A 23370-nucleotide genomic window follows, 5' to 3' on the forward strand; every position below is an offset into this window, starting at 1 on the left:
TTCCCGGGCCTGCCGTTTTCCGTTCCCGGAAGGCGAATACACGTAATGCACACCCTGCCAGCACCCCACCGCGACCCGGTGGCCGTGTCGGGCGTCCGGGAGTCGTTCCCGGTCGCCCTGACCCGGGCGATCGACCGCAGCGGCATGAGCCTCGAACAGCTGCAGCGGCGGCTGAGCGTGCACGAGGTCAAGGTGAGCCTGTCGACCCTGAGCTACTGGCGACGCGGCCGAACCCGGCCCGAGCGCCCGGACTCACTGCGCGCGGTCACGATCATCGAGGAAGTCCTCGGGCTGCCGCCCGGATACCTGATTTCCCTGCTGGGCCCGAGAAAGCCGCGCGGCCGCTGGGCGTCGAGGTCCTCGACGAAGTCGCACGAGGCCCTGTGGGACGGCGCGGGCGCGCTGGGCCCGCTGCTGGCCGAACTCGACGACCCTGGCCCCGGCGAGCTGACGTTCCTGAGCATGCGCGAACAACACTTCCTAGACCGCGACGGCCGGGACGACCGGACCGTCGTGCACGCGGCCGTCCGGTCCGAAGTGGACTGGCGGCGCACCTGCGTGGTCCTCAACCGCGCGGAGCCGACCGATCTGGCCCTGCCGACCATCACCGCGCTCAGCGGCTGCGCGACGGGCCAGACGCGCACGCACGAGCCGGGACGGTTCGTGCTCTCGGAGATCCTGCTCGACCGCGTGCTGCGCATCGGCGACACCGCGGCGTTCTCCTACGAGGTCCAGTGGCGCGGCGCGGCCGCCTCGACCAACTTCACCCGCGCGATGCGCCAGTGCGCCCGCGAATACCTGCTGGAAGTGGTGTTCCACCCGGACGCCGTGCCCACCTCGTGCCGCCAGTTCCGGCGCGAGTCGGCCCGGCTGCCGGAGATCGACCATGGCGAGCTGCACTTGGGCGCGTACAACAGCGCGCACCTGCTGACCCACGATGAGAAGTCCGCGATCGTCGGCATCCGCTGGAGCTGGTGACGGCACGCCGACGGGAGGTGTCCGGTGTGGACACCTCCCGCGGGCGGTTTCTTCAGTTGTGCGCCACGGGCTGGAGAGGTCCAGCAGGTCTAAGAAAGGTCTAGAAGGTCAGGGTCCAGGCGTCGATGTTGCCGGTGTCGTACCGGTAGACGTCGGTGACCCGAAGCTTCCACTCACCGTTCTTGGCCGTCTCGGCGCCGGTGTTGACGGTGAAGGTCTGGTGGACGCCCCCCGAGGAGCTGGCGCCACCGGCCTGCTTGAGGTTGAAGACCTTTCCAGTCGGGCCGACCAGGTCGATCGCCAAGTCACCGGTGTAGGTGTGGTTGATGTCCACCTTCACCGAGGTGGCCGAGGTGCCCGCGCCGGAGCAGCCGGTCACGGTCACTGACGAGGTGATCGCGGTGTTGTTGTCCGGGATCGCCACGTCGTTGGTGTTGGTCTGCGCGGCGCACGCCGGGTCGACCGGGCCGTTCATGAAACCGGTGTAGAGCAGCACGTTCGGCGAACCGGCGTTGATGCCGGTCAGCTTGCCGGTGGAGCCGTTGTTGACCAGCGCGTCGCGCACCTGGGCCGGGGTGGCCGAGTTGTTCAGGCCTAGGTAGACGGCCGCCGCGCCCGCCACGTGCGGGGACGCCATCGAGGTGCCGGTCATCGTGGCGGTGCCGGTGTTGCTCGAGTGCGACGCCGAGATGGTGCCCGTGCCGGGCGCCCAGATGTCGAGGCAGGAACCGTAGTTGCTCGACCCGGTGCCGGTGTAGCGCGCGTCCGACTGGTTGCTGTTGCCGACGGTGACCGCCGCGGGCAGCCTCTGCGGGCTGTAGTAGCAGGAGTCGTCGTTGGAGTTGCCCGCCGCCTGGACCCACTGGATGCCGCTGTCGATGACGGCCTTGACGCCGTCGTCCCAGCTCTGCTGGGTGCAGCGCTGCTGGCAGCCGACGCTGAAGTTCACCACGGCGGGCTTGATGCCGTTGTTCTTGACCCAGTTCATCCCGCCGAGGATCTGGTCGCTGGTGCCGCCGCCCTGGCAGTTGAGGATGCGGACCGCGTGCAGCGTCGCCTTCTTCGCCACGCCGTAGGTGGTGCCGGTCGCGGTGCCCGCCACGTGCGTGCCGTGGCCGTGGCAGTCCTGTGGGGTGGCGTCGTTGTCGATGAAGTCGTAGCCCGCGGCGACGCGGCCGGTGAACTCCTGGTGCGCGGCGTTGAGGCCGGAGTCGAGGACGTAGACGTGCACGCCCTTGCCGGGGTCGGTGGGGTAGTTGAACGTCTGGTTCAGCGGCAGGTCGCGCTGGTCGATCCGGTCCAGGCCCCACGTCGGGTTCTGCTGGGTGTCGGCGACGGTGGTGTACACCGCCTGCTCGACGTACTTGACCATCGGGTTCTTGGCCAGCGCGAGCGCCTGGCTTTCCTTCATGGACACGGAGAATCCACGCAGGACCGAGTCGTAGGTGAACTTGACCTGGCCGCCGTGCTTGCCCGCCAGGTCGTTCGCCTTGGCCGACACAGACTGCCGGCTCACGCTGTCGTCCTTGAACACCACGATGTAGCGGTCCGGAACGGTGCCAGGGGCGCCCGCGTTAGAGATCGAGGCGACGTCGGCGGGCGCGGCGATCGCGGGCACCGCCAGCGCCACGAGACCCACGGCGGCGGAACCCACGAGCAGGGCTTTCAGTGGGGTCTTCAGTTTCCTCATTGCTTGGCTGTCCTTACTCTGCAGGGATCGAGCGCGGTGTGAACCGCGACAGCGACAAGTCGCCCCCACTCGGAGGCGTGGCTGCCGGGCAGGGTGAATAACTGACAGCCACTGCCGATCACCTTCAGCCGGACGCGCCCCGCGAACAATCCGGGTATCGGTACGTATACCTACCCGTCTTTCACCGACGTCGAGCTCGCTCTCCTGCCCCGGGCCGCCGGCTAAGATCGGTTTGCCGGTTGCGCGGCGGCAAGTGAGTTCCGGATCACCCCTGTTCGGCTTAGGCTCCGATGAATGTCGGGTTGACACCGATCCTGAACACCGGCCTGGGAGGGTGTGGATGGTCCCGAAGCGGCAGCCGACGGCGAGCCTTGTGCGCACCACGTCGCCGGTGCTCGTCGGTCGCGGCCATGAGCTCGACGCGCTGCGCGAGACGGTGACGCGCCAGCCCGCCGTGGTCATGATCGAAGGCGAGGCGGGTGTCGGGAAAAGCAGGCTCGTCCATGAGCTGCTGCGTCCCGGCCGCCTGGGTCCGCTCAAGGTCCTCATCGGCAACTGCCAGCCGCTGCGTGAGCCATTTCCCTATGGGGCCGTCCTCGAGGCCCTGGGCGGCTGCGTGGACCGGCTGGCGGGCCGTCCCCCGCTGAGCCGGGTGGCGGGTGCCCTGGCCCCCATGCTGCCTGAGCTGGCCGATTACCTGCCGGAGGCGCCCGCGCCGTCCGGCGACCCGCGCTCCGACCGGCACCGGGTGTTCCGCGCGGTGCGCGAGCTGCTCGCCGCGGTCGGCCCGACGCTGGTGATCATCGAGGACCTGCACTGGGCCGACGACGGCTCCCGGCAGCTGCTGCGGTTCCTGATGGCCGACCCGCCGCCGAACCTGACCGTCCTGGTCACCTACCGCCGCGAGGACGTGCCGGGCGGGATGCCGCTGGGCACCGCGTACCGGCCGCCCACGGGCATCACCAGCATGCTGGTCCACCTGGCGCCGCTCGACGCCGAGGGCGTGCGGTCGCTGGCCGCGGCGATCCTCGACGAGGAGACCGTCTCCGCCGACTTCGCCGCGAAGCTGCACGAACGCACCGCGGGCATCCCGTTCGTGGTCGAGGAGACGCTGCGGGCGCTGCGGACGACGGCGGGCGCGGTGCACGCCGACGGGGCCGCCGCGCGCAGGCTGCTGGACAACGTGGAGGTCCCGGTGCTGCTGCGGGACGCGATCGCCGAGCGGCTCAGCGAGCTGCCCACCGCGGCCAACCGGCTGGTCCAGGCGGCGGCGGTGCTGGGCGTGCCCGCGGGCGCGGAGCTGCTCGGGTCGGTGGCCGGGATTCCCGAGCAGCGGGTGCGCGCCGCGCTGGGCCACGCGCTGGCCGGACATGTCCTGCACGAGGCCGACAACGCGCACTACACGTTCCGCCACGCCCTGTCCCAGCAGGCCGTCTACGACACGCTCAGCGGCCCGGACCGCCAGCAGCTGCACCTGCGGGCCATCGCCGCGCTCGACCTGGTCAGCCCCCGCCCGCTGGTGCAGCTCGCCGAGCACAGCCAGCGCGCGGGAAAGCTGGCCGACTGGCTGCGCTACGGCGAGGCCGCCGCCGACCGGGCCGCCGACGTCGGCGACGCCGCCACCGCGACCGCGCTGCTGCAGCGGCTGCTGGCCGAGCCGTCGCTGTCCTCGGCCGACGTCGACCGGCTGGCGGTGAAGCTGGGCCAGGTCGCGCACACCGGGCTCGACCAGATCAACCCGGCGGTCACGCTGCGCAGGCTGCTCAGCGACCGGCGGCTGTCCAAGGCCGCGCGCGGCGAGGTGCGGCTGTTCGTCGGGCTGCTGCTGATCCGGCAGGCGGGCGGGGTGGAGTCGGCGCGCTCCGAGATCGAGCTGGCGCTGGTCGACCTCGGCGGCGAGCGCCCGGCGCTGACCGCCAAGGCCACAGCCGTCCTCGGGCAGCCCTTCATGGGCGATACCCCGATGTCGGAGTTCGAGCCGTGGCTGCGCCGCACCGACGAGCTGATCGAAGTCACCGAGGACGAGGAGCTGCGGCTCTCGCTGCTGGCCAACAACCTGGGGTCGCGGCTGCACACCGGCGACCCGAAAATATTCGGCGAGCTCACCCGGCTGCCGCAGTCGACCGAGAGCGCGTCCAGCCAGCGTCAGCTGGCCCGGATCTACTGCAACTTCGCCGACGCCTGCGTCTGCGTCGGCCACTTCCGCCAAGGCGAGGACTTCCTGAGCCGGGGCCTGCGGCTCGCCGACGACGCGGGAGCGCCGTTCGTGGTGAGCACGGCGCGGGCGACCAAGGCGCGGCTGGACTGGTTCGTCGGCAACTGGTCCGGCCTGGCCGAGCGCGCGGAGCGGTTGCTCGAGGAGTACCACGGCCTGCTGCCGGTGGCCAGCGAGCTGAGCCTGGTGCTCGGCGCGCTGGCCTGCGCGCGCGGCGAGTGGGCGGAGGCGACGAGCTACTTCACCGACACCGGGGCGTACGCGCCGCAGGAGTCAATCGCCCAGATCGCCCTCGGCGGCTGCGCCGGGCTGGCCCGCACCTGGCTGGCCCAGGACGACCTGACCAAGGCGGGCGCCGACATCGACCGCGGGCTGGCGCTGCTGCGCCGCAAGGACGTCTGGTCGTGGGCGGGCGAGCTGCTGCCGGTCGCGGTGACGGTCTACCTGCGGGCGGGCCGCACGGACGACGCCCGGCGCATCGTCGAGCAGACCGAGGCGGGTATCCGCGACCGGGACGCGCCGATGAGCGCGGCCGCGGTCGACAGCGGCCGCGGGGAGATCGCCGAGGCGGACGGCGACCTGGCCGAGGCGGCCCGGTTCTATGGCCAGGCGCGCGCGGCCTACGAGAAGATCGACGCCCCGTACTACGCGGCGATGGTGGCCGAGCGCGAGGCGATGTGCGTGCTGCCCACCGACAGCGCAGCCGCGGCCGCCGCACTGTCCACTTTGATCAATACGTTCGACGCGCTGGGCGCCACCCGGGACGCGGCCAGGTGCAGGCATCTGCTGCGCGGCGTCGGCGGCGTGAAGCCGTCCAGACGCGGGCGCCGCGGGTACGGCAACGAGCTTTCCCCGCGTGAGCAGGAAGTCGCGCGCCTGCTCGCGGGCGGGCACACCAACCGCGAGATCGCCGACGTGCTGTTCCTCTCGCCCCGCACCGTCGAGCAGCACGCGGCGAGAGTGCTGCGAAAACTCGGCGTCACCTCCCGCGGCGAGCTGCACGCCGAGGACTTCGGCTGACGGCACGGTGGCTCCCCCGCGGGATGCGGGAGAGCCACCGTGGACCACTGCGTCAGCCTTGGGGTGCTGTCGCTATCCGACGAAGTCCAGCTTCCACGAGTTGATGTATCCGCTGTCGAACGAGTACGCGTCGCGGACGCGCAGCTTGTACTCGCCCGTCATGCCCTCACCGGACAGGTTGACCGTGTAGGTCGCGATCACGTTGTCCGCCGAGTCGCTCGGGCCGGCGGGCTTGAGGGCGTACACGGTGCCATCCGGCGCGACCAGGTCGATGACCAGGTCACCACGGTAGGTGTGGACGATGTTCACCGAGACCTTCGAGGTGGCCGACGGCGCGCTGGTCGCGTTGGCCGTCACCGAGGACGTCACGGCGACGTTGTTGTCGGTGATCTGGACGTCGTTGTCGTTGGTCCAGTTCGTGCCGCCGCTTCCGCCACCGGAGACGCACTTGGTGGCGTCCGGCAGACCGGAGCCGTAGTACTTCGGGTCGGTGTAGGAACCGGAGCACTCCTTCATCTTCTTCTCGATGTCCTTGCCCTTCAGAGCCGGGAACGCCGACTTGACCAGCGCGGCGATGCCCGCGGCGTGCGGGGACGCCATCGAGGTGCCGGTCATCTGCTGGAAGCCGCCACTGGCCGAGGTCGAGTTCACGTTCACGGCGGCCGCGGTGACATCCAACGTGCCGTTGGTGTCGTAGTTCGACATGTTGTACCGCGAGCCCTGCTGGTCGATGCCGCCCACGACAGTCGAGCCCTCGGCCTCCTGCGGCATCAGCGGGCACCCGGTGTTGACGTTGCGGCTCTTGGGCTGCGAGTCGTTGGGGCTCAGCGAACTGGATCCCTTGGCGGAGTAGTCCTTGTTCTCGTTGCCCGCGGCAACCAGGTTGACGATGCCCGCGCCGCTGGCGTGGTTCACCGCGCGGCGGACGCCGACCTCGATGGCCTTGAGGTCACCGTCGTTCTCGTCGGCGCACAGGCCGTACCACGGGTCGGTCCAGTAGCTGTTGTTCGTGACCTGCACACCGACCTCGACGGCGTACATGAACGCGCACACCGTGTTCTCCGGGAAGAACAGCTCGGCGGCGGGCTCGGCGACGCGGATCGACGACACCTTGGCGCCGGGAGCGACCCCCACGATGCCGCCGTTGCCCTTGGCCGCGGCGATGGAGCCCGCGACGTGCGTGCCGTGGCCGCTGGAGCCGACGCTGCGCCAAGCGCCAACGCGCTTGTCGACCTTGCCGTAGGCGCAGGACGCGGACTTGCTCGCGTCGAAGTTCGGGGCCAGGTCCTTGTGCTGGTCGTTGACGCCGGTGTCGAGCACCGCGACGGTCACGCCGCTGCCGTCAGCGGTCGCCCACGCCTGGTCGGCCTTGAGCTGCTTGATGTCCCAGCCCACGGCCTCGGTGCCCAGGTCCTGCCCCGCGCTGTTGCTCGGGATCGGCGGGGTGTCCGCGTTGGTCGGGACGTCCGTGGTCCGGGTCGCGCCGACGTACTGCACGCCGGTCACCGCGCGCACCTTCGACTTGAAGTCGGCGGCCGTCGCGTGCGCGACGATGACACCGATGGCGTCAAAGGAGTTCCAGACGGTGCCGCCGCTGTTGGTGACCGCGGACTTGCCCGCGGCGACGTTGGCCGGATCGGTGATCACGAAGTAGGCGCGCGTGCCGGTCGGGATGCTGCTCGGCGCCGCGGCGGTGGCCGGGCCCGCCGGGGCGGCGGTGGACGCGAACGCCAGGCCGGGTGTCACCACCAGACCGAAGCTGATCGCCGCGGCCATGGCGGTGCGCCGCAGCCGGGTATTTGAGCGCAGGAACACGGATTCCTCCGAACGACTCAGGGGGCGTCCGCGCCGGACGGCGCGGTACAGGGAAGCCCCAGGTGCACTGACGATGATGCGCATTCCGGTGCACTGAAATCCATGCCCCGACGCAACATTTCAAGGAAGTTACCCCGACCGGAGCAGAAATATCGAATACGCCGACCAGGGGTATTTCCGCTATTCAATTCGCCTAGAGGAATAGCTGTGAGGCGGGAAGGCCGCCCCCTGCTGGAAACGGCCTTCCCGCCTCGGTCGCGACGGCGCCAGAACCAAAATCCCTCACATCCGGGCAGTTCAGCGCGTGCCCGTTGCCGATCGGACACTTTCGCCACGCTAGGGAGGCCGGACGGCTGAGGGACCAATCCGGCGAAGTTCAGCGAAACCGATTCGAATGCCAGCGGAGAGAGAGGCGAGGGCGTGGGCGCCGCTCTCTCCGCCAATCGACAGCGCCACAAATCGCGCGACGCCGACATTGCATTCGCCATCCGTGCCGCCGGATGGGGATGTCGCCGGCAGGGTCGGCGGCCATCCGCGGACAACGATGCGACCATTCGGCACCTGGAACAACCCAGGGATCACTACGTAGCCCTACCTATTTTTTAGCGAGGATGCTCGACCCGTCCGCGGCGCGCCCGCCGCACCGTCGACCCTGGTGTCGAGAATTAGAACCGGTTACGTTTCCGGTCTGGCTCGTCCATGACAAGGAGCCCTGATGGCCCGAACGTCCCGGCCCCTGACCGACCAGGTCGTGGTGATCACCGGCGGTGCCCGCGGCATCGGCGCGGCCACCGCCGCCGCGCTGGTCCGCGCGGGCGCGCGCGTCGTCATCGCCGACCTCGACACCACCCTCGCCCACCAGACCGCCACCACCCTCACCCGCGAGTCGCCCCGCCAGGCAAACGAGTCGCCCCTTCCGGCAGGTGAGTGCGACACTCGCGCGACCGCCTACGGGCTCGACGTGACCGACCGGGCCGCGTTCACCGCCCTGCTCGACCAGGTCGAAGCCGAGATCGGGCCGATCGACGTGCTGGTCAACAACGCCGGGATCATGCCGATCGCGCTGATCGAGGACGAGCCCGACCGAACCACCACCGCGCAGCTCGCGGTGAACCTGCACGCGGTCATCCACGGCAGCCGCGAGGCGGTGCGCCGGATGAAGCCGCGCGGATCGGGTCACGTGGTCAACGTGGCGTCGGCGGCGGGCCGGATCCCGGTTCCCGCGGGCGCGACCTACTGCGCGACGAAGTTCGGCGTCATCGGCTTCTCCGAGGCGCTGCGGATGGAACTGCGCGACACCGGGGTCGACGTCTCGTGCGTCATGCCCGCGATCGTCCGGACCGAGTTGGCGGCGGGCCTCAAGGACAGCAAAGGCGTCAAGCCGGTGACCGCCGAGCAGGTCGCCGAGGCGATCGTCGGCGTGCTGCGCTCCCCGCGCTTCGACGTGTACGTGCCCAAATCGGTCGGCCCGGCGGTGCGCATGGGCGCGCTGCTGCCCCGGCGGGTCGGCGAGTGGCTCAGCCGCAAGCTCGGCGGTGAGCGCCTGTTCCTCGACGCGCTCGACTCCGCCGCCCGACGCGACTACGAGACCCGTGCCGCCCACAGCGCCCCGGGCGCGGAGGAGACCAGAGCATGACCCCACCCGCCACCATCACCGACGACCTGATCGCCCGGCTGTCCCGGCACGTCGCCGCCTCCGGCACCGAGACCATCTCCAGCGTCGAGGTCTTCACCGGCGCGACCCTGGCCACGCTGCCGTGTTCGAGCGTGCGCGACGTCGCCGACGCCGTGCACGCCGCGCGGGTGCCGCAGGCGCGCTGGGCGGAGCTCGACGTGCGCGAGCGGATGGGCGTGTTCGAGCGGTTCCACAAGCTGGTGCTCGACGCACGCGAGACCATCGCCGACCTCATCCAGGCCGAGACCGGCAAAGCGCGCCGCTACGCGTTCGAGGACCTGATCGAGCCCGCGATCACCACGAGCCACTACCTCAAGGCCGCGCCGCGGCTGCTGCGGCCCCGCGCCCGCAAGGGCATGATGCCGCTGGCGATCAAGGCCACCGAGCTGCGCCAGCCCAAGGGCGTCGTCGGGATCATCTCGCCGTGGAACTTCCCGTTCGCCCTGGGCATGTCCGACTCGATCCCGGCGCTGATGGCGGGCAACGCGGTGGTGCTCAAGCCGGACAGCCAGACCGCGCTGAGCCCGCTCTACGGCGTGGACCTGCTCTACCGGGCGGGCCTGCCGGAGGGGCTGATCACTGTCGTGCTCGGCGACGGGCCGACGGTCGGCGGCGCGCTGGTCGACAACGCCGACTACGTGGGCTTCACCGGCTCGACCCGCACCGGCGCCGAGGTCGGCGCCCGGGCCGCGGCCCGGCTCATCGGCTGCTCGCTGGAACTCGGCGGCAAGAACCCGATGATCGTGCTGCCCGACGCGAACGTCGCCGCCGCCGTCGACGGCGCGGTCACCAGCGCCTTCGCCAACACCGGCCAGCTGTGCATGCACATCGAGCGGATCTACGTGCACGAGTCGGTCCACGACGCCTTCCTCGCGAAGTTCGTCGACGCGACCCGCGCGCTCAAGCTCGGCGCCCGCTACGACTACAAGTGCGACGTCGGCTCCCTGATCTCCACCAGGCAGCGCAAGGCCGTGGCCGAGCATGTCGACGACGCCCGGGCCAAGGGCGCGACCGTGCACGTCGGCGGCGTGTCCAGGGAGGACCTCGGGCCGGCGTTCTACGAGCCGACCGTCCTCACCGGCGTCACCCCCGACATGGCGTGCTTCGCCGAGGAGACCTTCGGCCCGGTGGTGTCGATCTACCCGTTCCGCGACGAGGAGGACGCGATCGCGCTGGCCAACGACACCAGCTACGGGCTCAACGCGAGCGTCTACGGCCGCGACCTCGACCGCGCCAGCCGGGTGGCGCACCGGCTGCGGGCCGGGACGGTCAACGTGAACGACGGCCACGCGGCGGCCTACTCCAGCATGGACGCGCCGATGGGCGGAATGGGCTCATCCGGATTGGGCCGAAGGCACGGGGTCGAAGGGCTGCTCAAATACACCGAGGCACAGAATGTCGCGGTTCAACGGGTCCGGGTCATCCCGCCGCCGAAGGCCATCCCCTACGGCCGGTACACCGGGATCATGGCGCGTTCGCTGCGGCTGATGCGCCGGATCGGCTTGCGCTGATCGCCGCAAAGTGAAGCGTCTGTGAAATAAACGGGAACGACGGTAGCCGCTCGTAGCCTTGTGATGGGCATGACACCCGGTCAGTATTCGACTGTCATAGCCGCGCGGGCATGAGTCATGAGGGCACCCGAGGGTTTGAGTCTGTCCGCGCGGCGAAGTTTCTCCCCCTCCAGTGTCGGAAATTCCGGCACTCCTTGCAGGAGGCACGCGTGAATCGCAAACGCCTGTCCGTCATGGTCGGGGCGCTCGCCGCCTTTGCCGTGATCATTTCCATGAGCGGCAACCCTGCCAGCGGCGAGAACGCCGCCGCCGCCCAGGAAGCCCGTTCGTCGGCCGAGTACCACGTCATCGGAGTCAAGAACTCCCAGCAGCGCAGCGCCATTGCGGCCACCGGCGCGGCCATCAACGGCACGGAAGACAGCCGCTTGATGATCACCGCCACGCCGGCCGAGGTCCGCAAGATCCGGGCCCAGGGCTACACCGTCGAGGCCGAAGCGGCTCCCGCGGTGACCCAGGGAACGCAGGGCGTCCAGGGAACCAACGACTTCCCGGCCGCTGACGCCAACTACCACAACTACGCCGAGATGGTCACGGTCATCAACAACGCCGTCGCCAACTACCCCGGCATCATCACCAAGCAGGTCATCGGCAAGTCCTACGAGAACCGCGACCTCTACGCGCTGAAGATCTCGGACAACCCGACGGCCGACGAGAACGAGCCCGAGGTCCTGTTCACCCACCACCAGCACGCCCGTGAGCACCTGACGGTCGAGATGGCGATCTACCTGATCAAGACCTTCACCGAGGGCTACGCGACCGACGCCAAGGTCAAGTCCATGGTCGACACCCGCGAGATCTGGATCCTGCCCGACGTCAACCCCGACGGCGGCGAGTTCGACATCAGCACCGGCTCCTACAAGAGCTGGCGCAAGAACCGGCAGCCGAACTCCGGTTCGTCGTACGTCGGCACCGACATGAACCGCAACTGGAACTACAAGTGGGGCTGCTGCGGCGGTTCCTCGGGCAGCACCAGTTCCGACACCTACCGCGGCACCGCGCCGGAGTCGGCGAAAGAGGTCAAGGTCCTCTCGGACTTCGTCCGCAGCCGGGTCGTCGGTGGCAAGCAGCAGATCAGCACCGCGATCGACTTCCACACCTACAGCGAGCTGGTCCTCTGGCCGTTCGGCTGGACCACCGCCGACACCGCCGAGGGTCTCAACGTCGAAGAGCAGAAGGTCTTCTCCACGATGGGCCGCGCCATGGCGCAGACCAACGGCTACACCCCGGAGCAGTCCTCGGACCTCTACATCACCGACGGCTCGATCGACGACTACCTGTGGGGCGTCCACAAGATCTGGGGCTACACCTTCGAGATGTTCCCCGCATCCGCCTCCGGCGGCGGCTTCTACCCCGGTGACGAGGTCATCGCCCGCGAGACCTCGCGCAACAAGGCCGCCGTGCTCTACCTGCTCGAGTACTCGGACTGCCCGAAGCGCTCGATCGGCCTGACCTGCGACGGCACCACGCCGCCGCCCGGCACCGTCTTCGAGAACACCAACAACGTCAACATCCCCGACGCCGGCGCCGCTGTCACCAGCGACATCACCGTCACCGGGCAGGCGGGCAACGCCCCGGCGACGCTGAAGGTCGACGTCGACATCAAGCACACCTGGCGCGGTGACCTGGTCATCGACCTGGTGGCCCCGGACGGCACGGCCTACCGGTTGAAGAACTCGTCGGGCAACGACTCGGCCGACAACGTGATCGCGAGCTACACCGTGAACGCGTCGACCGAGGTCGCCAACGGCACCTGGAAGCTCAAGGTCCAGGACGTCGCCCAGTACGACACCGGCTACATCGACAGCTGGAAGCTCACCTTCTGAGCTGAGCGCTGAGCAACAGTCACACCCCAGGTGCTCCGGGTCGACCGCGAAACTCGGCCCGGAGCACCTCCTTATGCGGCCACCAGTCCCAGGTGGTTCGGCAATTCACAACCACGCGACCGCCGGCGCCCTGTGTTCGATTGCGGACGGTCACGGAAGGAACACTGTGCGAATCTCGAAAATGAAGAAGGCGGGGCTCCTGGCAGCGGGCCTCACCGCCATCCTGGCCGCTGTGGGGGGACAGGCGCTCGCCGCGCCGCCGCCATCGCAGCCCGGCGACGTCAGCCCCATGGTCGTCGGCGGCACCCTGGCCGCTAAGGGCGAGTACCCCTGGCTCGTCCGGCTCTCGATGGGCTGCGGCGGCGCGATGTACACCGAGCAGATCGTGCTGACCGCGGCACACTGCCTCGACGGCACCGGCCCGGACACCAGCATCGGTGTCACCTATGGCGTGGCGGACCTGCAGGACGCCACCGCGGTCAAGCGGACGTCCACCTACGTGCACTCCGCGCCCGGCTTCACCGACGTCACCGCGGGCAAGGACTGGGCGCTGATCAAGCTCAACGCCCCGATCACCGGCGCGACGCTGCTGCCGATCGCCACCACGACCGCCTACGACAACGGCACGTTCGACGTCATGGGCTGGGGTTCGGTCCGCGACGGCAGCAACACCCAGGAGCGCTACCTGCGCAAGGCACAGGTTCCGTTCGTCAGCGACACCGTCTGCAGCGGCTCGGCGTCCTACCCGAACCTGGTGAAGTCCGACTCGATCTGCGCGGGCTACAAGGACGGCAAGATCGACACCTGCCAGGGCGACTCCGGTGGCCCGATGGTCCGCCGCGACAGCAACAACGCCTGGATCCAGGTCGGCATCGTCTCCTGGGGCAGCGGCTGCGCCCGGCCGGACAAGTACGGCATCTACACCGAGGTCAGCTACTTCGCCGCGGCGATCAAGGCCGCGGCGGCCGAGCTCGGCGGCGGCACCACGCCCCCGCCCACGGGCAACGTCTTCGAGAACACCAACAACGTCAACATCCCCGACGCGGGCACCGCGATCACCAGCTCGATCACGGTCTCCGGTGTCAGCGGCAACGCGCCTGCCACGCTCAAGGTCGACGTGGACATCAAGCACACCTGGCGCGGTGACCTGGTGATCGACCTGGTCGCGCCGGATGGCTCGACCTACCGGATGAAGAGCTCCAGCAGCAACGACTCCGCGGACAATGTGATCACCACCTACACGGTGAACGCCTCGACCGAGGTGGCCAACGGCACCTGGAAGCTCAAGGTCCAGGACGTGGCCAGCTACGACACCGGCTACATCGACAGCTGGAAGCTCACCTTCTAAGTATTCCAACAACCTGACCACTATCCGGCCGCACCTAAGGGGCACCGTGACGCCACCGGACCACGGTGCCCCTGCGACCGGCCCATAAGACGCCAGGTGACCAAAACTCAAAATTTCGGGGAGGCGGAAGCGCCCGAGGCAGCCAGCCGCGGTTTGGCACCACAACTCGCATCTGTGGTTCGTGAAAGGACGCAAAATGATCAAGCGCGACTGGATGAGGAAGTTACGCAGGACCGCGATGGTGGTCGTGGGAGCCGCCGCCATCGTGGGCATGTCGACTGGGCAGGCCCTCGGGGCCCAGCCGCCGTCGGACGACATCTCACCGCAGGTCGTCGGCGGAAGCCCGGCGGCGCAAGGCGAATTCCCCTGGATGGTCCGGCTCTCGATGGGCTGCGGCGGCGCGATGTACTCCGACTCGCTGGTCCTGACCGCCGCGCACTGCGTGAGCGGCACGGGCAACAACACGAGCATCACCGCCACCTACGGGGTGGTCGACCTGCAGAGCACCAGCGCGATCAAGCGCACGTCCTCCTACGTCTACAAGAACCCCGGCTACTCGACCTCCGCGGGCGGCGACTGGGCGCTGATCAAGCTTTCCAGCCCGATCACCGACGCGGCGAAACTGCCGATCGCGATGACAAACGCCTACGACAACGGCACTTTCACCGTCATGGGCTGGGGCGCCGCGTCCGAGGGCGGCAGCCAGCAGCGATACCTGCTCAAAGCCGACGTCCCGTTCGTCAACGACACGTCCTGCAAGTCCTCCTACCCGTCGCTCAAGCCCGCCGTCGAGATCTGCGCCGGCTTCACCCAGGGCGGGGTCGACACCTGCCAAGGCGACTCCGGCGGCCCGATGGTCCGCCGCGACGCCAACAACGCGTGGATCCAGGTCGGCATCGTCTCCTGGGGCGAGGGCTGCGCCCGACCCGACAAACCCGGTGTCTACGCCGAGGTAAGCGCCCTCTCCGCGGCCATCAAGGCCAAGGCCGACGAACTCGGCGGCGGCACGCCCCCGCCCACCGGCAAGGTCTTCGAAAACACCAACAACGTCAACATCCCGGACGCGGGCGCCGCGGTCACCAGCTCGGTCGCCGTCACCGGCGTCACCGGCAACGCGCCGTCAGCCTTGCAGGTCGGCGTGGACATCAAGCACACCTGGCGCGGTGACCTGGTGATCGACCTGATCGCCCCGGACGGCTCCGCCTACCGCATGAAGAACTCCAGCAGCAACGACTCCGCCGACAACGTGATCACCACCTACACGGTCAACGCGTCCACCGAGGTCGCCAACGGCACCTGGAAACTCCAGGTCCGCGACGTCTACAGCTACGACACCGGCTACATCGACAGCTGGAAGCTCACCTTCTAGGAATACGGTCCCGACCAGGCCCCCCGGTCCTGGTCGGGACCCCCAAACCACCCAGCGACAAAGTCCTAGTCGATCTCCACCGAGAGATCTCGAAGCGACATCAAGAAATCCCAAGCATCAAAGGCCGAACCAGCCGAGACAACCCCCGTCGAAAACTGTCCACTAAGGACACGCTCGACAGCCTCGACCGCCAACGGCGCCGAGATCGCATAGATGTCCTGCCCGCGAGCAACAGCCCGACGCCGCACATCCCCCTGCCGCACAACCACTTCGACCATGAACGTCTGGTCGGAGCGCCTCCGGTCGTCAACGGCCGACGGAGCGGAAGCCTCAGCGTCGAACAGGTCCGCGAGCGGCGAGACGGTCATGTACGTGTGGATCTCCGAAGCCTTGAGATGCGTGGGAATAGTGACGCTGTCCGCCATCGTGAACTCAGCCTGAACGGCCTGCGTCCCAACCGGCGCGGGAAACGCCCACTCCGTGACCGGCGCGCTGTCGGTGCGAAGTTCCAGCCGCTGGTTCTTGTAGACCAGCCGCCCACCATCACGCCGCCCCTTCGAAACCCGGCCCGAAGCGCGAGTGCCCTCGGTCGGCTTCCAGCTGCTCAGCGCGTAAGCGATGTGGATCTCGTCGGCCGCGTCCGACCCACCCATCGCGGCGGTGGCCAGCAGATCGCTTAACCCGCCATAGAAGGCCATCGCCGGCACGACCGTGACTCCGGCGGCACGGGCCTGATCGTCGTACTTGAACGTGTCCGCGACAGCTTCAACCTCGGCGGCGACATCCAGATACGGGATGCCCGCGCGAAGAGCGGCTTCGATGACCGGCCCCGCCGTGGCAGCGAACGGCCCGGCGGCATTGATGACGGCCGCGGCCCCAGCCAGGGCGGCATCCAGCGAGTCCGGGTCGTCCACCGACGCCGGTCGCACCTCCTCCCCAGGAAACGCGGCCTGAAGTTTGGCGGCGCCCCGGCCCGCGAGGATCGGCGTCATCCCGCGATCCCGCAGCTCGGCGACGATGAACTGGCCGGTGTGTCCGTATGCGCCGTAGACGGCAACTGCTCCCTGTGATGTCACCTGTCCAGCATCGCCGTCCGGAAGATCGCCGACGAGTGGCAGGAACGCCACGACACGTACACTTTCGGACATGACCTCCGTGGCCCTGGCGATACCCGACGGAACCTCCCTGTTCGAGTTCGCCGCACCGCACGAGGTCTTCGGCGTCGATCGGCGCAACCTCGCCGATCCCTGGTACGACTTCACCGTCTGCGGCACGGACCCCGCGCGGCTGCGCGGCTGGTTCCCCGACGACGCGATCCGCGGACTCGACGGCCTCGCCGCCGCCGACACGGTGATCGTCCCGGCCAGCCGCGACATCGACGACGAGCCCGCACCCGACCTGGTCGACGCGGTCCGCGCGGCCTACGACGGCGGCGCCCGGGTGGTGTCGATCTGCACCGGCGCGTTCGTGCTCGCCGCCGCGGGCCTGCTCGACGGACGCCGGGCCACCACGCACTGGCTGCACGCGGACGCCCTGGCCCGGCGCCACCCGCGCGTCCGGGTCGACCCGAGCGTGCTCTACATCGACGACGGCGCCATCCTCACCTCCGCGGGCAAGGCCGCCGGCATGGACTTGTGCCTGCACATCGTGCGGACCGACCACGGTGCCGCGGTCGCCAACCGGCTGGCCCGCGTCCTGGTCGTGGCCCCGCACCGCCCTGGCGGGCAGGCCCAGTTCATCACCGCGCCGATGCCCGAACGGCGGGAGCACGTCCTCGCCGACCTGCTCGCCTGGGTGGTCGGGCGGCTGAACGAGCCGCTCACGGTGGAAGACCTGGCCCGGCGGGCGAATGTGAGCTCGCGCACGCTCGCGCGCCAGTTCGCCGCCGTCACCGGCACAACCCCGCTCCGCTGGCTGCACGCCCAGCGGATCCAGCGGGCGCGCGAACTCCTCGAAACGACCGACGAGAGCGTCGACCTGATCGCCGCCAACACCGGCATGGGCACGGCGACCACGATGCGCAGGCACTTCCACGCCACGGTCGGCGTCCCGCCGGACACGTACCGGCGGACTTTCCGCACCGGGCTCACCGAGCGTGCGTAGTCAGCGCACTACACACTGTCCGTCATCGGACAGCAGGTACCGATTTGTCATCGTCCTCTAGCCGAGCGAGAGCGATACAGGCAAGATACCGACAAAGTTACCGATAGGTAGCGGGTGAGGTCGGTGCCGGTGACCTCAACCTGCCTGCGGTTCTGTGCCCGGAGGAGTAGCAAATGCGCGAGTTCGCCGTCCCTGCCGTCGCTAAGCGAGATGAGGCCGGCGGCCTTGCCGACCTGGTGTACACCAACGCGAAGGAAGACCCGAACTACGTAGCGTTCCGACGCCGTTCAGCTGCGGGCGACTGGACCGACGTCACCGCCACCGCGTTCCTCGGCGAGGTCGTCGACGTGGCCAAGGGCCTGATCGCCTCCGGTGTCGGCGCGGGCGAGCGGGTGGCCATCCTGGCCGGGACCCGCTACGAGTGGACCCTGCTCGACTTCGCCATCTGGGCCGCGGGCGCGGTCCCGGTGCCGATCTATGTGACGTCGTCCGCCGAGCAGATCCAGTGGATCATGTCCGACTCGGGCGCGGTCGCCCTGATCGTGGAGAACGCCGAGCACCAGGCGCGGATCGACGGGATCCGCGACGCCCTGCCCGCGCTCAAGAGCGTGTGGCAGATCGAGGACGGCGCGATCGACAAGATCGTCGCCGCGGGCGCCGATGTCGAGACCGCCGCGGTCGAGGAGCGCCGCACGGGCGTGAAGTCCGAGGACGTCGCCACGATCATCTACACCTCGGGCACCACCGGCCAGCCCAAGGGCTGCGTGCTGACCCACGACAACTTCTTCGCCGAGTGCGCCGCGGCCACCGACGTGCTGGGCCCGCTGTTCCGCGGCCTGGGCAGCACCGAGGACGCCGCCACCCTGCTGTTCCTGCCGATCGCGCACGTCTTCGGCCGGATGGTGGAGGTCGGCTGTGTGTACGCCCGGGCGACCATGGGCCACGGCCCCGACGTCAAGAAGCTGCTCGACGACCTGGCGAGCTTCAACCCGACCTTCATCCTGTCCGTGCCCTACGTGCTGGAGAAGGTCTACAACGGCTCCCGGCAGAAGGCGCACGCGGCGGGCAAGGGCAAGATCTTCGACGCCGCCGCGGCCACCGCGATCGCGTTCAGCGAGGCCGAGGGCAAGGCCGGGCTCGGCCTGAAGATCAAGCACGCGGTGTTCGACAAGCTGGTCTACAGCAAGCTGCGCGCGGCCCTGGGCGGCAAGGCGAAGTACGCCATCTCCGGCGGCGCCGCGCTCGGCCTGCGGCTCACCCACTTCTACCGCGGTGTCGGCCTGACCGTTCTGGAGGGCTACGGCCTCACCGAGACCACCGCCGCCTCCACGGTCAACGCGCCGACGAACTTCAAGGCGGGCACCGTCGGGCAGCCCATCCCGGGCGTCGCGGTCAAGATCGCCGAGGACGGCGAGGTCCTGATCAAGGGCGGCGTGGTCTTCCAGGGCTACTGGAACAACGACACGGCCACCGCCGAGGTCATCGACGCCGACGGCTGGTTCGCCTCCGGCGACCTCGGCTCGCTCGACGACGAGGGCTTCCTGTCGATCACCGGCCGGAAGAAGGAGATCCTGGTGACCAGCGGCGGCAAGAACGTCGCCCCCGCGGTCATCGAGGACCGGATCGCCTCGCACCCGCTGGTCGCGCAGGCCATGGTCGTCGGCGACGGGCAGAAGTACATCGCCGCGCTGATCACCGTCGACCCGGACTACTTCACCTACTGGAAGTCCACGGTCGACAAGCCCGCCGAGGCCACGCTGGCCGACCTGGTCGACGACGCCGACCTGGTCGCCGAGATCCAGAAGGCCGTGGACGAGGGCAACGCGGCGGTGTCGAAGGCGGAGTCGGTGCGCAAGTTCCGCATCCTGGCCACCGAGTTCAGCCCGGAGACCGGCCACCTCACCCCGTCGCTCAAGCTCAAGCGCCGCGTGATCATGAAGGACTTCGGCGCCGAGGTCGACAGCCTCTATTCATAGGCCACCGCTCGGGTCCAGGCTCCGAGGATCCACACGCACCCGAGAGGCTCGCATGGGACGGCATTCGTCGGCCACGAGGGCGAAGGCGACCCGGTCACCAGTGGTGCTGCTGGCCGGGTTGCTGGTGCTCGCCATCGGCGGGTGGTTCGCGTTCGGCTTCATCTCCGACCGGATCGGCGGCCCCGACTGTGCCGAGACGGTGTCCCTGCAGGTCACGGCCGCGCCGGACGTGTCGGGCATCGTCGATCAGGCGGGCAAGCGGGCGGCTGAGGCCGAGCCGGAGGCCTGCTTCCGGGTCGTGGTGACCAGCCGCGACTCGGCGGCCACCGCGGAGTCGCTGGCGCTGTCCGACGGCGGCGAGCTGCCCGACGCGTGGATCCCGGAGTCGACCCTGTGGCTGCAGCGCGCCCAGGACAAGGGCGCGTGGAACACCCCGGTGACCGGCACGTCGGTGGCTTCGTCGCCGGTCGTGCTGGCGCTGACCGAGGACACCGCGTCGACGCTGGGCTGGCCGGGCAAGCCGCCGACCTGGGCGGAGGTGCTCGGGAAGACCGACGTCTCCGTGGGCCTTCCCGACCCGTCGCGCGACCCGGTCGGCGTGTCCACGCTCTACGGCGTGCGCGCGCTCACCGGCACGGCCGACGACAAGGGCGCCGCGCTCACCGCGCTGCTGCGCAGGCTCTCGGTGAACACCCTGCCGCAGGCGTCGGACCTGTTCCTGCGGCTGCCCGGCGGGACCAGCGCCGCCGAGCCGCTGGGGGCGTTCCCGACTTCGGAGAACGCGCTGCTGCGGCACAACGTCAAGTCGACGGACAGCCAACTCGTCGCGTCTTACGCCGACCCGGCCGTGCCGTCGCTGGACTTCCCGTACACGGTGCTGCCGAAGGCGAGCGGCGCCAAGCGCGAGCTGGCGCAGAAGTTGCTCGACAAGCTGCTGGACCCCGCGGCGGTGACGTCGTTCGCCGACGCCGGTTTCCGCGCCGCGGACGGCAAGGCGCTGCGGGACCGGTCCCAGGACAAGCGCACGACGGCGGCGCCGATCGAGCACGTGCCGCTGCCCGCGTCGGCCGACGTGGACCAGCTGCTCAACCAGTGGGCCGGGGTGAACCTGAACTCCCGCATGCAGGTGCTGCTCGACGTGTCGGGCTCCATGGCCGAACCGGTGCCCGGCACCGGACTCGACCGGATGGCCGTCACCCTGCGCGCGGCGGAACTCGGGATCGGCCTGTTCCGGCCGACGAGCAGGTTCGGCATCTGGCTGTTCTCCACCAACCTCGACGGCGACAAGGACTACCGCGAGCTGCTCCCGGTCGAGACGGTGACCGACCACAAGGCGAGCGGCGCGATCGCGAAGCTGCGCGACGTCAAGTCCATCCAGGGCGGCGCGACCGGCCTGTATGACAGCGTTCTCGCCGCATACCAGTCGGGCCGGGCGAACTGGGAGGCCGGGCGGATCAACGTTGTGGTCGTGCTGACCGACGGCAAGAACGAAGACCCCAACGGCATCAGCCGCGACCAGCTGCTCGCCGAGCTGGCCAAGCTGCAGGACCCGCGCCGCCCCCTGGTGGTCGTCGGCATCGGCATCGGCCCCGACATCGACGTCGCCGAACTCGACGCGATCTCCAAGGCCACCGGCGGCCAGGCCTTCACCACCCCGGACCCCACCAAGATCGGCGACATCTTCTACGCGGCGCTGAGCAAGCTCCTGTGCCAGCCACCGACCTGCAAACCCGGGTCTTGACTCGCGAGTGACCTCGTGGGGTTTGCTCTGAGCGGTCCGTTCGGGTGAACTAGGCGCGGGTCGGGGGGCCTGAGCCAAAGGGGGGTGTGACCGTGACCGTGCTCGAACGGGCGTCCGGCAGGCACAAGAACGTGCGTGAGCGATCGCTGACCATCCAGCTGCCGTCTCGGCTCGGGCTCGCGGCCATGGCCATCGCGGGGGTGCCGTTCGGAATCCACCTGTGGTTCCTCGCCGGCGGGTTCTTCGTGCACGACGACTTCCTGATCACCTACCTGGCCGCGCAAGGCAGTCCGCTCGACGTCGGCTACCTGTTCCAGAACTACAACGGCCACATCGCCCCCGGTCTGTTCCTCATCGCCTGGGTCGTCACCGCGGTGGCGCCGTTGAACTTCGCCGTCGCGATGGCTCCGCTGGTCGTGGTGCACCTGGCCGCGCTCGTCGTGTTCTGGCGGCTGCTGGTCCGCTGTTTCGGCCCGCGTGCGGCGCTGCTGCTGCCGTTCGGTGTGGTCGCGGCCTCCCCGGTGATCCTCGCCTCGACCATGTGGTGGGCCTACGCCCTGCAGCTGCTTCCGTTGCTGCTGGCCATGTTCTCCGCCCTGTACCGCCACGTCGGCTACCTGCGCACCGGACGCCGCCGCGACGCCATCGCGACTCTGGTGTGGACGGTCGTGGGCATGGCCTTCTTCGAGAAGGCCGCACTGTTCGTCGGCCTGATCTTCGGCATCACGGTCCTGCTCGGCCCCGGGATCGCCCGGGCCTGGCTCGCGCACCGCAAGCTGTGGCTCATCCACCTCGGGCTGCTCGCGGTCTACGCCGTCGTCTACTTCGGACTCGCCACGGCGCCCGTGCACGAGACCGAGATCAGCAGCGCGCAGGTGGTGGAGCTGACCCGGCTGATGGTGGTCGACACCCTGTTCACCCCGACGCTGGGCTTTCCGGTGGCGAGTTCGGTGTTCGAGGGCTCGCCCGCGCTGGCCGTGCCGGTGGCCGCGCTGAAGCTCCTCGGCGGACTGGCCGCGCTCGCCCTCGTGGTCGGCGGCCTGGTCGTCGGCCGGGGTCGCGCGGCCTGGGCCTGGACCCTGCTGGCCGGCTACCTGGCTGTTGACGTCGTCCTGGTGGCCCTGGCCCGGATGCCGCTGATCGGCCCGATGATCGGCCTGGACATCCGCTACATCGCCGACGCCGTCGCGGTCCTCGCCCTGTGCGCGGCCTTCGCCTACCTGCCGCCCCTGGGCGCGGACGGCGCTCGACCCGCCCGGATCCCCGGGCGCTCCCTGCACGTCGGACTGGTGGCGTTGACCGCCGTCCTGCTCGCCGGGGGCACCGTGAGCACCGTGCGGCTCTCCCCCAACCTGCAGTTCTCCGCGTCGCGCACCTACGTCGAGACCGCGAGCGCCGCCCTTCGGCAGCAGCCGGACATGGTCGTCTACGACGCGATCGTGCCGAGCAACGTGATGATCTACTGGTTCGGCGACCAGGGCCGCACCTCGCGGGTGGTCGGCCTGCTGCCCGACGCGCCCCGGTTCGACGAGCCGACCGCGACCATCTACGTGCTCGACGCCAAGGGCAAGCCCCACGAGGTCAAAGGCGTCGTCAACGCCGTCGTCGGCAAGGCGGGCCCGGTGCCCGAGTGCGGCTACCCGGTCACCGACCAGACCACGCTCGTCCCGCTGTCGGGCCCGGTGAAGGGCAAACGGCTCATCCGACTGGAGTACTTCACCTCCGCCGCCGGGCCGGTGACGATCAACGCGGGCCATGCGGCATTCACCCTTCCGCTACAGGAGGGTGTGCATTTGTTGCAATTGGTCACCGACGCCGAATTCGACCGGATCGATCTCCGCCGGGCGCCGGGCGCCACCGCCGCCTGCCTGGTCGGGGTGGTCATCGGGGAACCGATTGGATAGTCGCGTTGTTCCGGCGAACAATGCACTTTGTTCCCGCCCACAATCAAATTCCGCGACCCCACCATAATTCCACCCATTGGCACATTCGCTTCATTGCGAATGAAATAACGGGTATCTTCCGACGAAAGCGTCGGAGGAGGAT

Annotated in this window: 14 protein-coding genes and 1 pseudogene; 12 read left to right on the top strand and 3 right to left on the bottom strand. The window is 69.3% G+C overall.

Features of this window, described 5'->3' with window-relative positions:
* Positions 1-45: 45 nt before the first annotated feature.
* On the top strand, positions 46-978 hold the full coding sequence (locus ACUZ2Y_RS16515; protein WP_476319735.1) for a hypothetical protein: 933 nt from the start codon (positions 46-48) through the stop codon (positions 976-978).
* A gap of 100 nt (positions 979-1078) precedes the next feature.
* Here the strand turns inward: ACUZ2Y_RS16515 and ACUZ2Y_RS16520 are convergent, their stop codons facing one another.
* Positions 1079-2668: a S8 family peptidase gene (locus ACUZ2Y_RS16520; RefSeq protein WP_476319737.1), complete on the bottom strand. Its 1590-nt coding sequence runs from the start codon at positions 2666-2668 to the stop codon at positions 1079-1081.
* Positions 2669-3008: 340 nt separating this feature from the next.
* Between ACUZ2Y_RS16520 and ACUZ2Y_RS16525 the strand changes: the two genes are divergently transcribed.
* A complete protein-coding gene (locus ACUZ2Y_RS16525; RefSeq protein WP_476319739.1) occupies positions 3009-5903 on the top strand; it encodes a helix-turn-helix transcriptional regulator in 2895 nt (964 codons plus the stop codon).
* A gap of 72 nt (positions 5904-5975) precedes the next feature.
* On the opposite strand, the gene ACUZ2Y_RS16530 is transcribed toward ACUZ2Y_RS16525, so the two are convergent.
* Positions 5976-7718, bottom strand: coding sequence for a S8 family peptidase (locus ACUZ2Y_RS16530; protein ID WP_476319741.1), 1743 nt, complete (start codon positions 7716-7718; stop codon positions 5976-5978).
* A 715-nt stretch (positions 7719-8433) separates the two neighbouring features.
* Here ACUZ2Y_RS16530 and ACUZ2Y_RS16535 point away from each other — a divergent pair.
* The 6 genes and pseudogenes from ACUZ2Y_RS16535 to ACUZ2Y_RS16560 all read left to right on the top strand — a co-directional run bounded on the left by ACUZ2Y_RS16535 (position 8434) and on the right by ACUZ2Y_RS16560 (position 15504).
* Positions 8434-9354 carry an SDR family oxidoreductase gene (locus tag ACUZ2Y_RS16535; protein ID WP_476319742.1) on the top strand — a complete coding sequence of 307 codons (921 nt, stop codon included), beginning with the start codon at positions 8434-8436 and terminating at the stop codon, positions 9352-9354.
* The gene (locus ACUZ2Y_RS16540) at positions 9351-10904 is read left to right on the top strand and encodes a succinic semialdehyde dehydrogenase (protein ID WP_476319744.1); all 1554 of its coding nucleotides are present in this window, start codon (positions 9351-9353) and stop codon (positions 10902-10904) included. The genes ACUZ2Y_RS16535 and ACUZ2Y_RS16540 overlap by 4 nt, the downstream gene beginning before the upstream one ends.
* Before the next feature lie 209 nt (positions 10905-11113).
* On the top strand, positions 11114-12787 hold the full coding sequence (locus tag ACUZ2Y_RS16545) for a M14 family metallopeptidase (RefSeq protein WP_476319746.1): 1674 nt from the start codon (positions 11114-11116) through the stop codon (positions 12785-12787).
* Between the two features lie 166 nt (positions 12788-12953).
* Positions 12954-14135: a trypsin-like serine protease gene (locus tag ACUZ2Y_RS16550; protein WP_476319749.1), complete on the top strand. Its 1182-nt coding sequence runs from the start codon at positions 12954-12956 to the stop codon at positions 14133-14135.
* Positions 14136-14331: 196 nt separating this feature from the next.
* Positions 14332-15123, top strand: a pseudogene (locus ACUZ2Y_RS16555) (S1 family peptidase); the annotation flags it as partial.
* A 138-nt stretch (positions 15124-15261) separates the two neighbouring features.
* On the top strand, positions 15262-15504 hold the full coding sequence (locus tag ACUZ2Y_RS16560) for a proprotein convertase P-domain-containing protein (protein WP_476331875.1): 243 nt from the start codon (positions 15262-15264) through the stop codon (positions 15502-15504).
* A 65-nt stretch (positions 15505-15569) separates the two neighbouring features.
* Here the strand turns inward: ACUZ2Y_RS16560 and ACUZ2Y_RS16565 are convergent, their stop codons facing one another.
* Entirely contained in the window at positions 15570-16622 is a 1053-nt protein-coding gene (locus ACUZ2Y_RS16565) for a saccharopine dehydrogenase NADP-binding domain-containing protein (RefSeq protein ID WP_476331877.1), read from the bottom strand.
* Positions 16623-16650: 28 nt separating this feature from the next.
* Between ACUZ2Y_RS16565 and ACUZ2Y_RS16570 the strand changes: the two genes are divergently transcribed.
* The 4 genes from ACUZ2Y_RS16570 to ACUZ2Y_RS16585 all read left to right on the top strand — a co-directional run bounded on the left by ACUZ2Y_RS16570 (position 16651) and on the right by ACUZ2Y_RS16585 (position 23228).
* On the top strand, positions 16651-17607 hold the full coding sequence (locus ACUZ2Y_RS16570) for a helix-turn-helix domain-containing protein (RefSeq protein ID WP_476319751.1): 957 nt from the start codon (positions 16651-16653) through the stop codon (positions 17605-17607).
* A 173-nt stretch (positions 17608-17780) separates the two neighbouring features.
* Positions 17781-19583: an AMP-dependent synthetase/ligase gene (locus ACUZ2Y_RS16575; protein ID WP_476319753.1), complete on the top strand. Its 1803-nt coding sequence runs from the start codon at positions 17781-17783 to the stop codon at positions 19581-19583.
* A gap of 52 nt (positions 19584-19635) precedes the next feature.
* Positions 19636-21324: a substrate-binding and VWA domain-containing protein gene (locus tag ACUZ2Y_RS16580; protein WP_476319755.1), complete on the top strand. Its 1689-nt coding sequence runs from the start codon at positions 19636-19638 to the stop codon at positions 21322-21324.
* A gap of 92 nt (positions 21325-21416) precedes the next feature.
* Positions 21417-23228 (top strand): hypothetical protein, encoded by a 1812-nt coding sequence (locus tag ACUZ2Y_RS16585; protein ID WP_476319757.1) that lies wholly within the window; start codon positions 21417-21419, stop codon positions 23226-23228.
* Positions 23229-23370 lie beyond the last annotated feature (142 nt).

This window comes from Actinokineospora sp. UV203, from assembly GCF_056323665.1.

What these genes read in the sequence shown, in the direction of transcription:
- ACUZ2Y_RS16575 (WP_476319753.1), top strand. Translation starts at nt 17,781, where the DNA reads ATGCGCGAGTTCGCCGTCCCTGCCGTCGCTAAGCGAGATGAGGCCGGC.
- ACUZ2Y_RS16515 (WP_476319735.1), top strand. Translation starts at nt 46, where the DNA reads ATGCACACCCTGCCAGCACCCCACCGCGACCCGGTGGCCGTGTCGGGC.
- ACUZ2Y_RS16535 (WP_476319742.1), top strand. Translation starts at nt 8,434, where the DNA reads ATGGCCCGAACGTCCCGGCCCCTGACCGACCAGGTCGTGGTGATCACC.
- ACUZ2Y_RS16520 (WP_476319737.1), bottom strand. Translation starts at nt 2,668, where the DNA reads ATGAGGAAACTGAAGACCCCACTGAAAGCCCTGCTCGTGGGTTCCGCC.
- ACUZ2Y_RS16580 (WP_476319755.1), top strand. Translation starts at nt 19,636, where the DNA reads ATGGGACGGCATTCGTCGGCCACGAGGGCGAAGGCGACCCGGTCACCA.
- ACUZ2Y_RS16525 (WP_476319739.1), top strand. Translation starts at nt 3,009, where the DNA reads ATGGTCCCGAAGCGGCAGCCGACGGCGAGCCTTGTGCGCACCACGTCG.
- ACUZ2Y_RS16540 (WP_476319744.1), top strand. Translation starts at nt 9,351, where the DNA reads ATGACCCCACCCGCCACCATCACCGACGACCTGATCGCCCGGCTGTCC.
- ACUZ2Y_RS16570 (WP_476319751.1), top strand. Translation starts at nt 16,651, where the DNA reads ATGACCTCCGTGGCCCTGGCGATACCCGACGGAACCTCCCTGTTCGAG.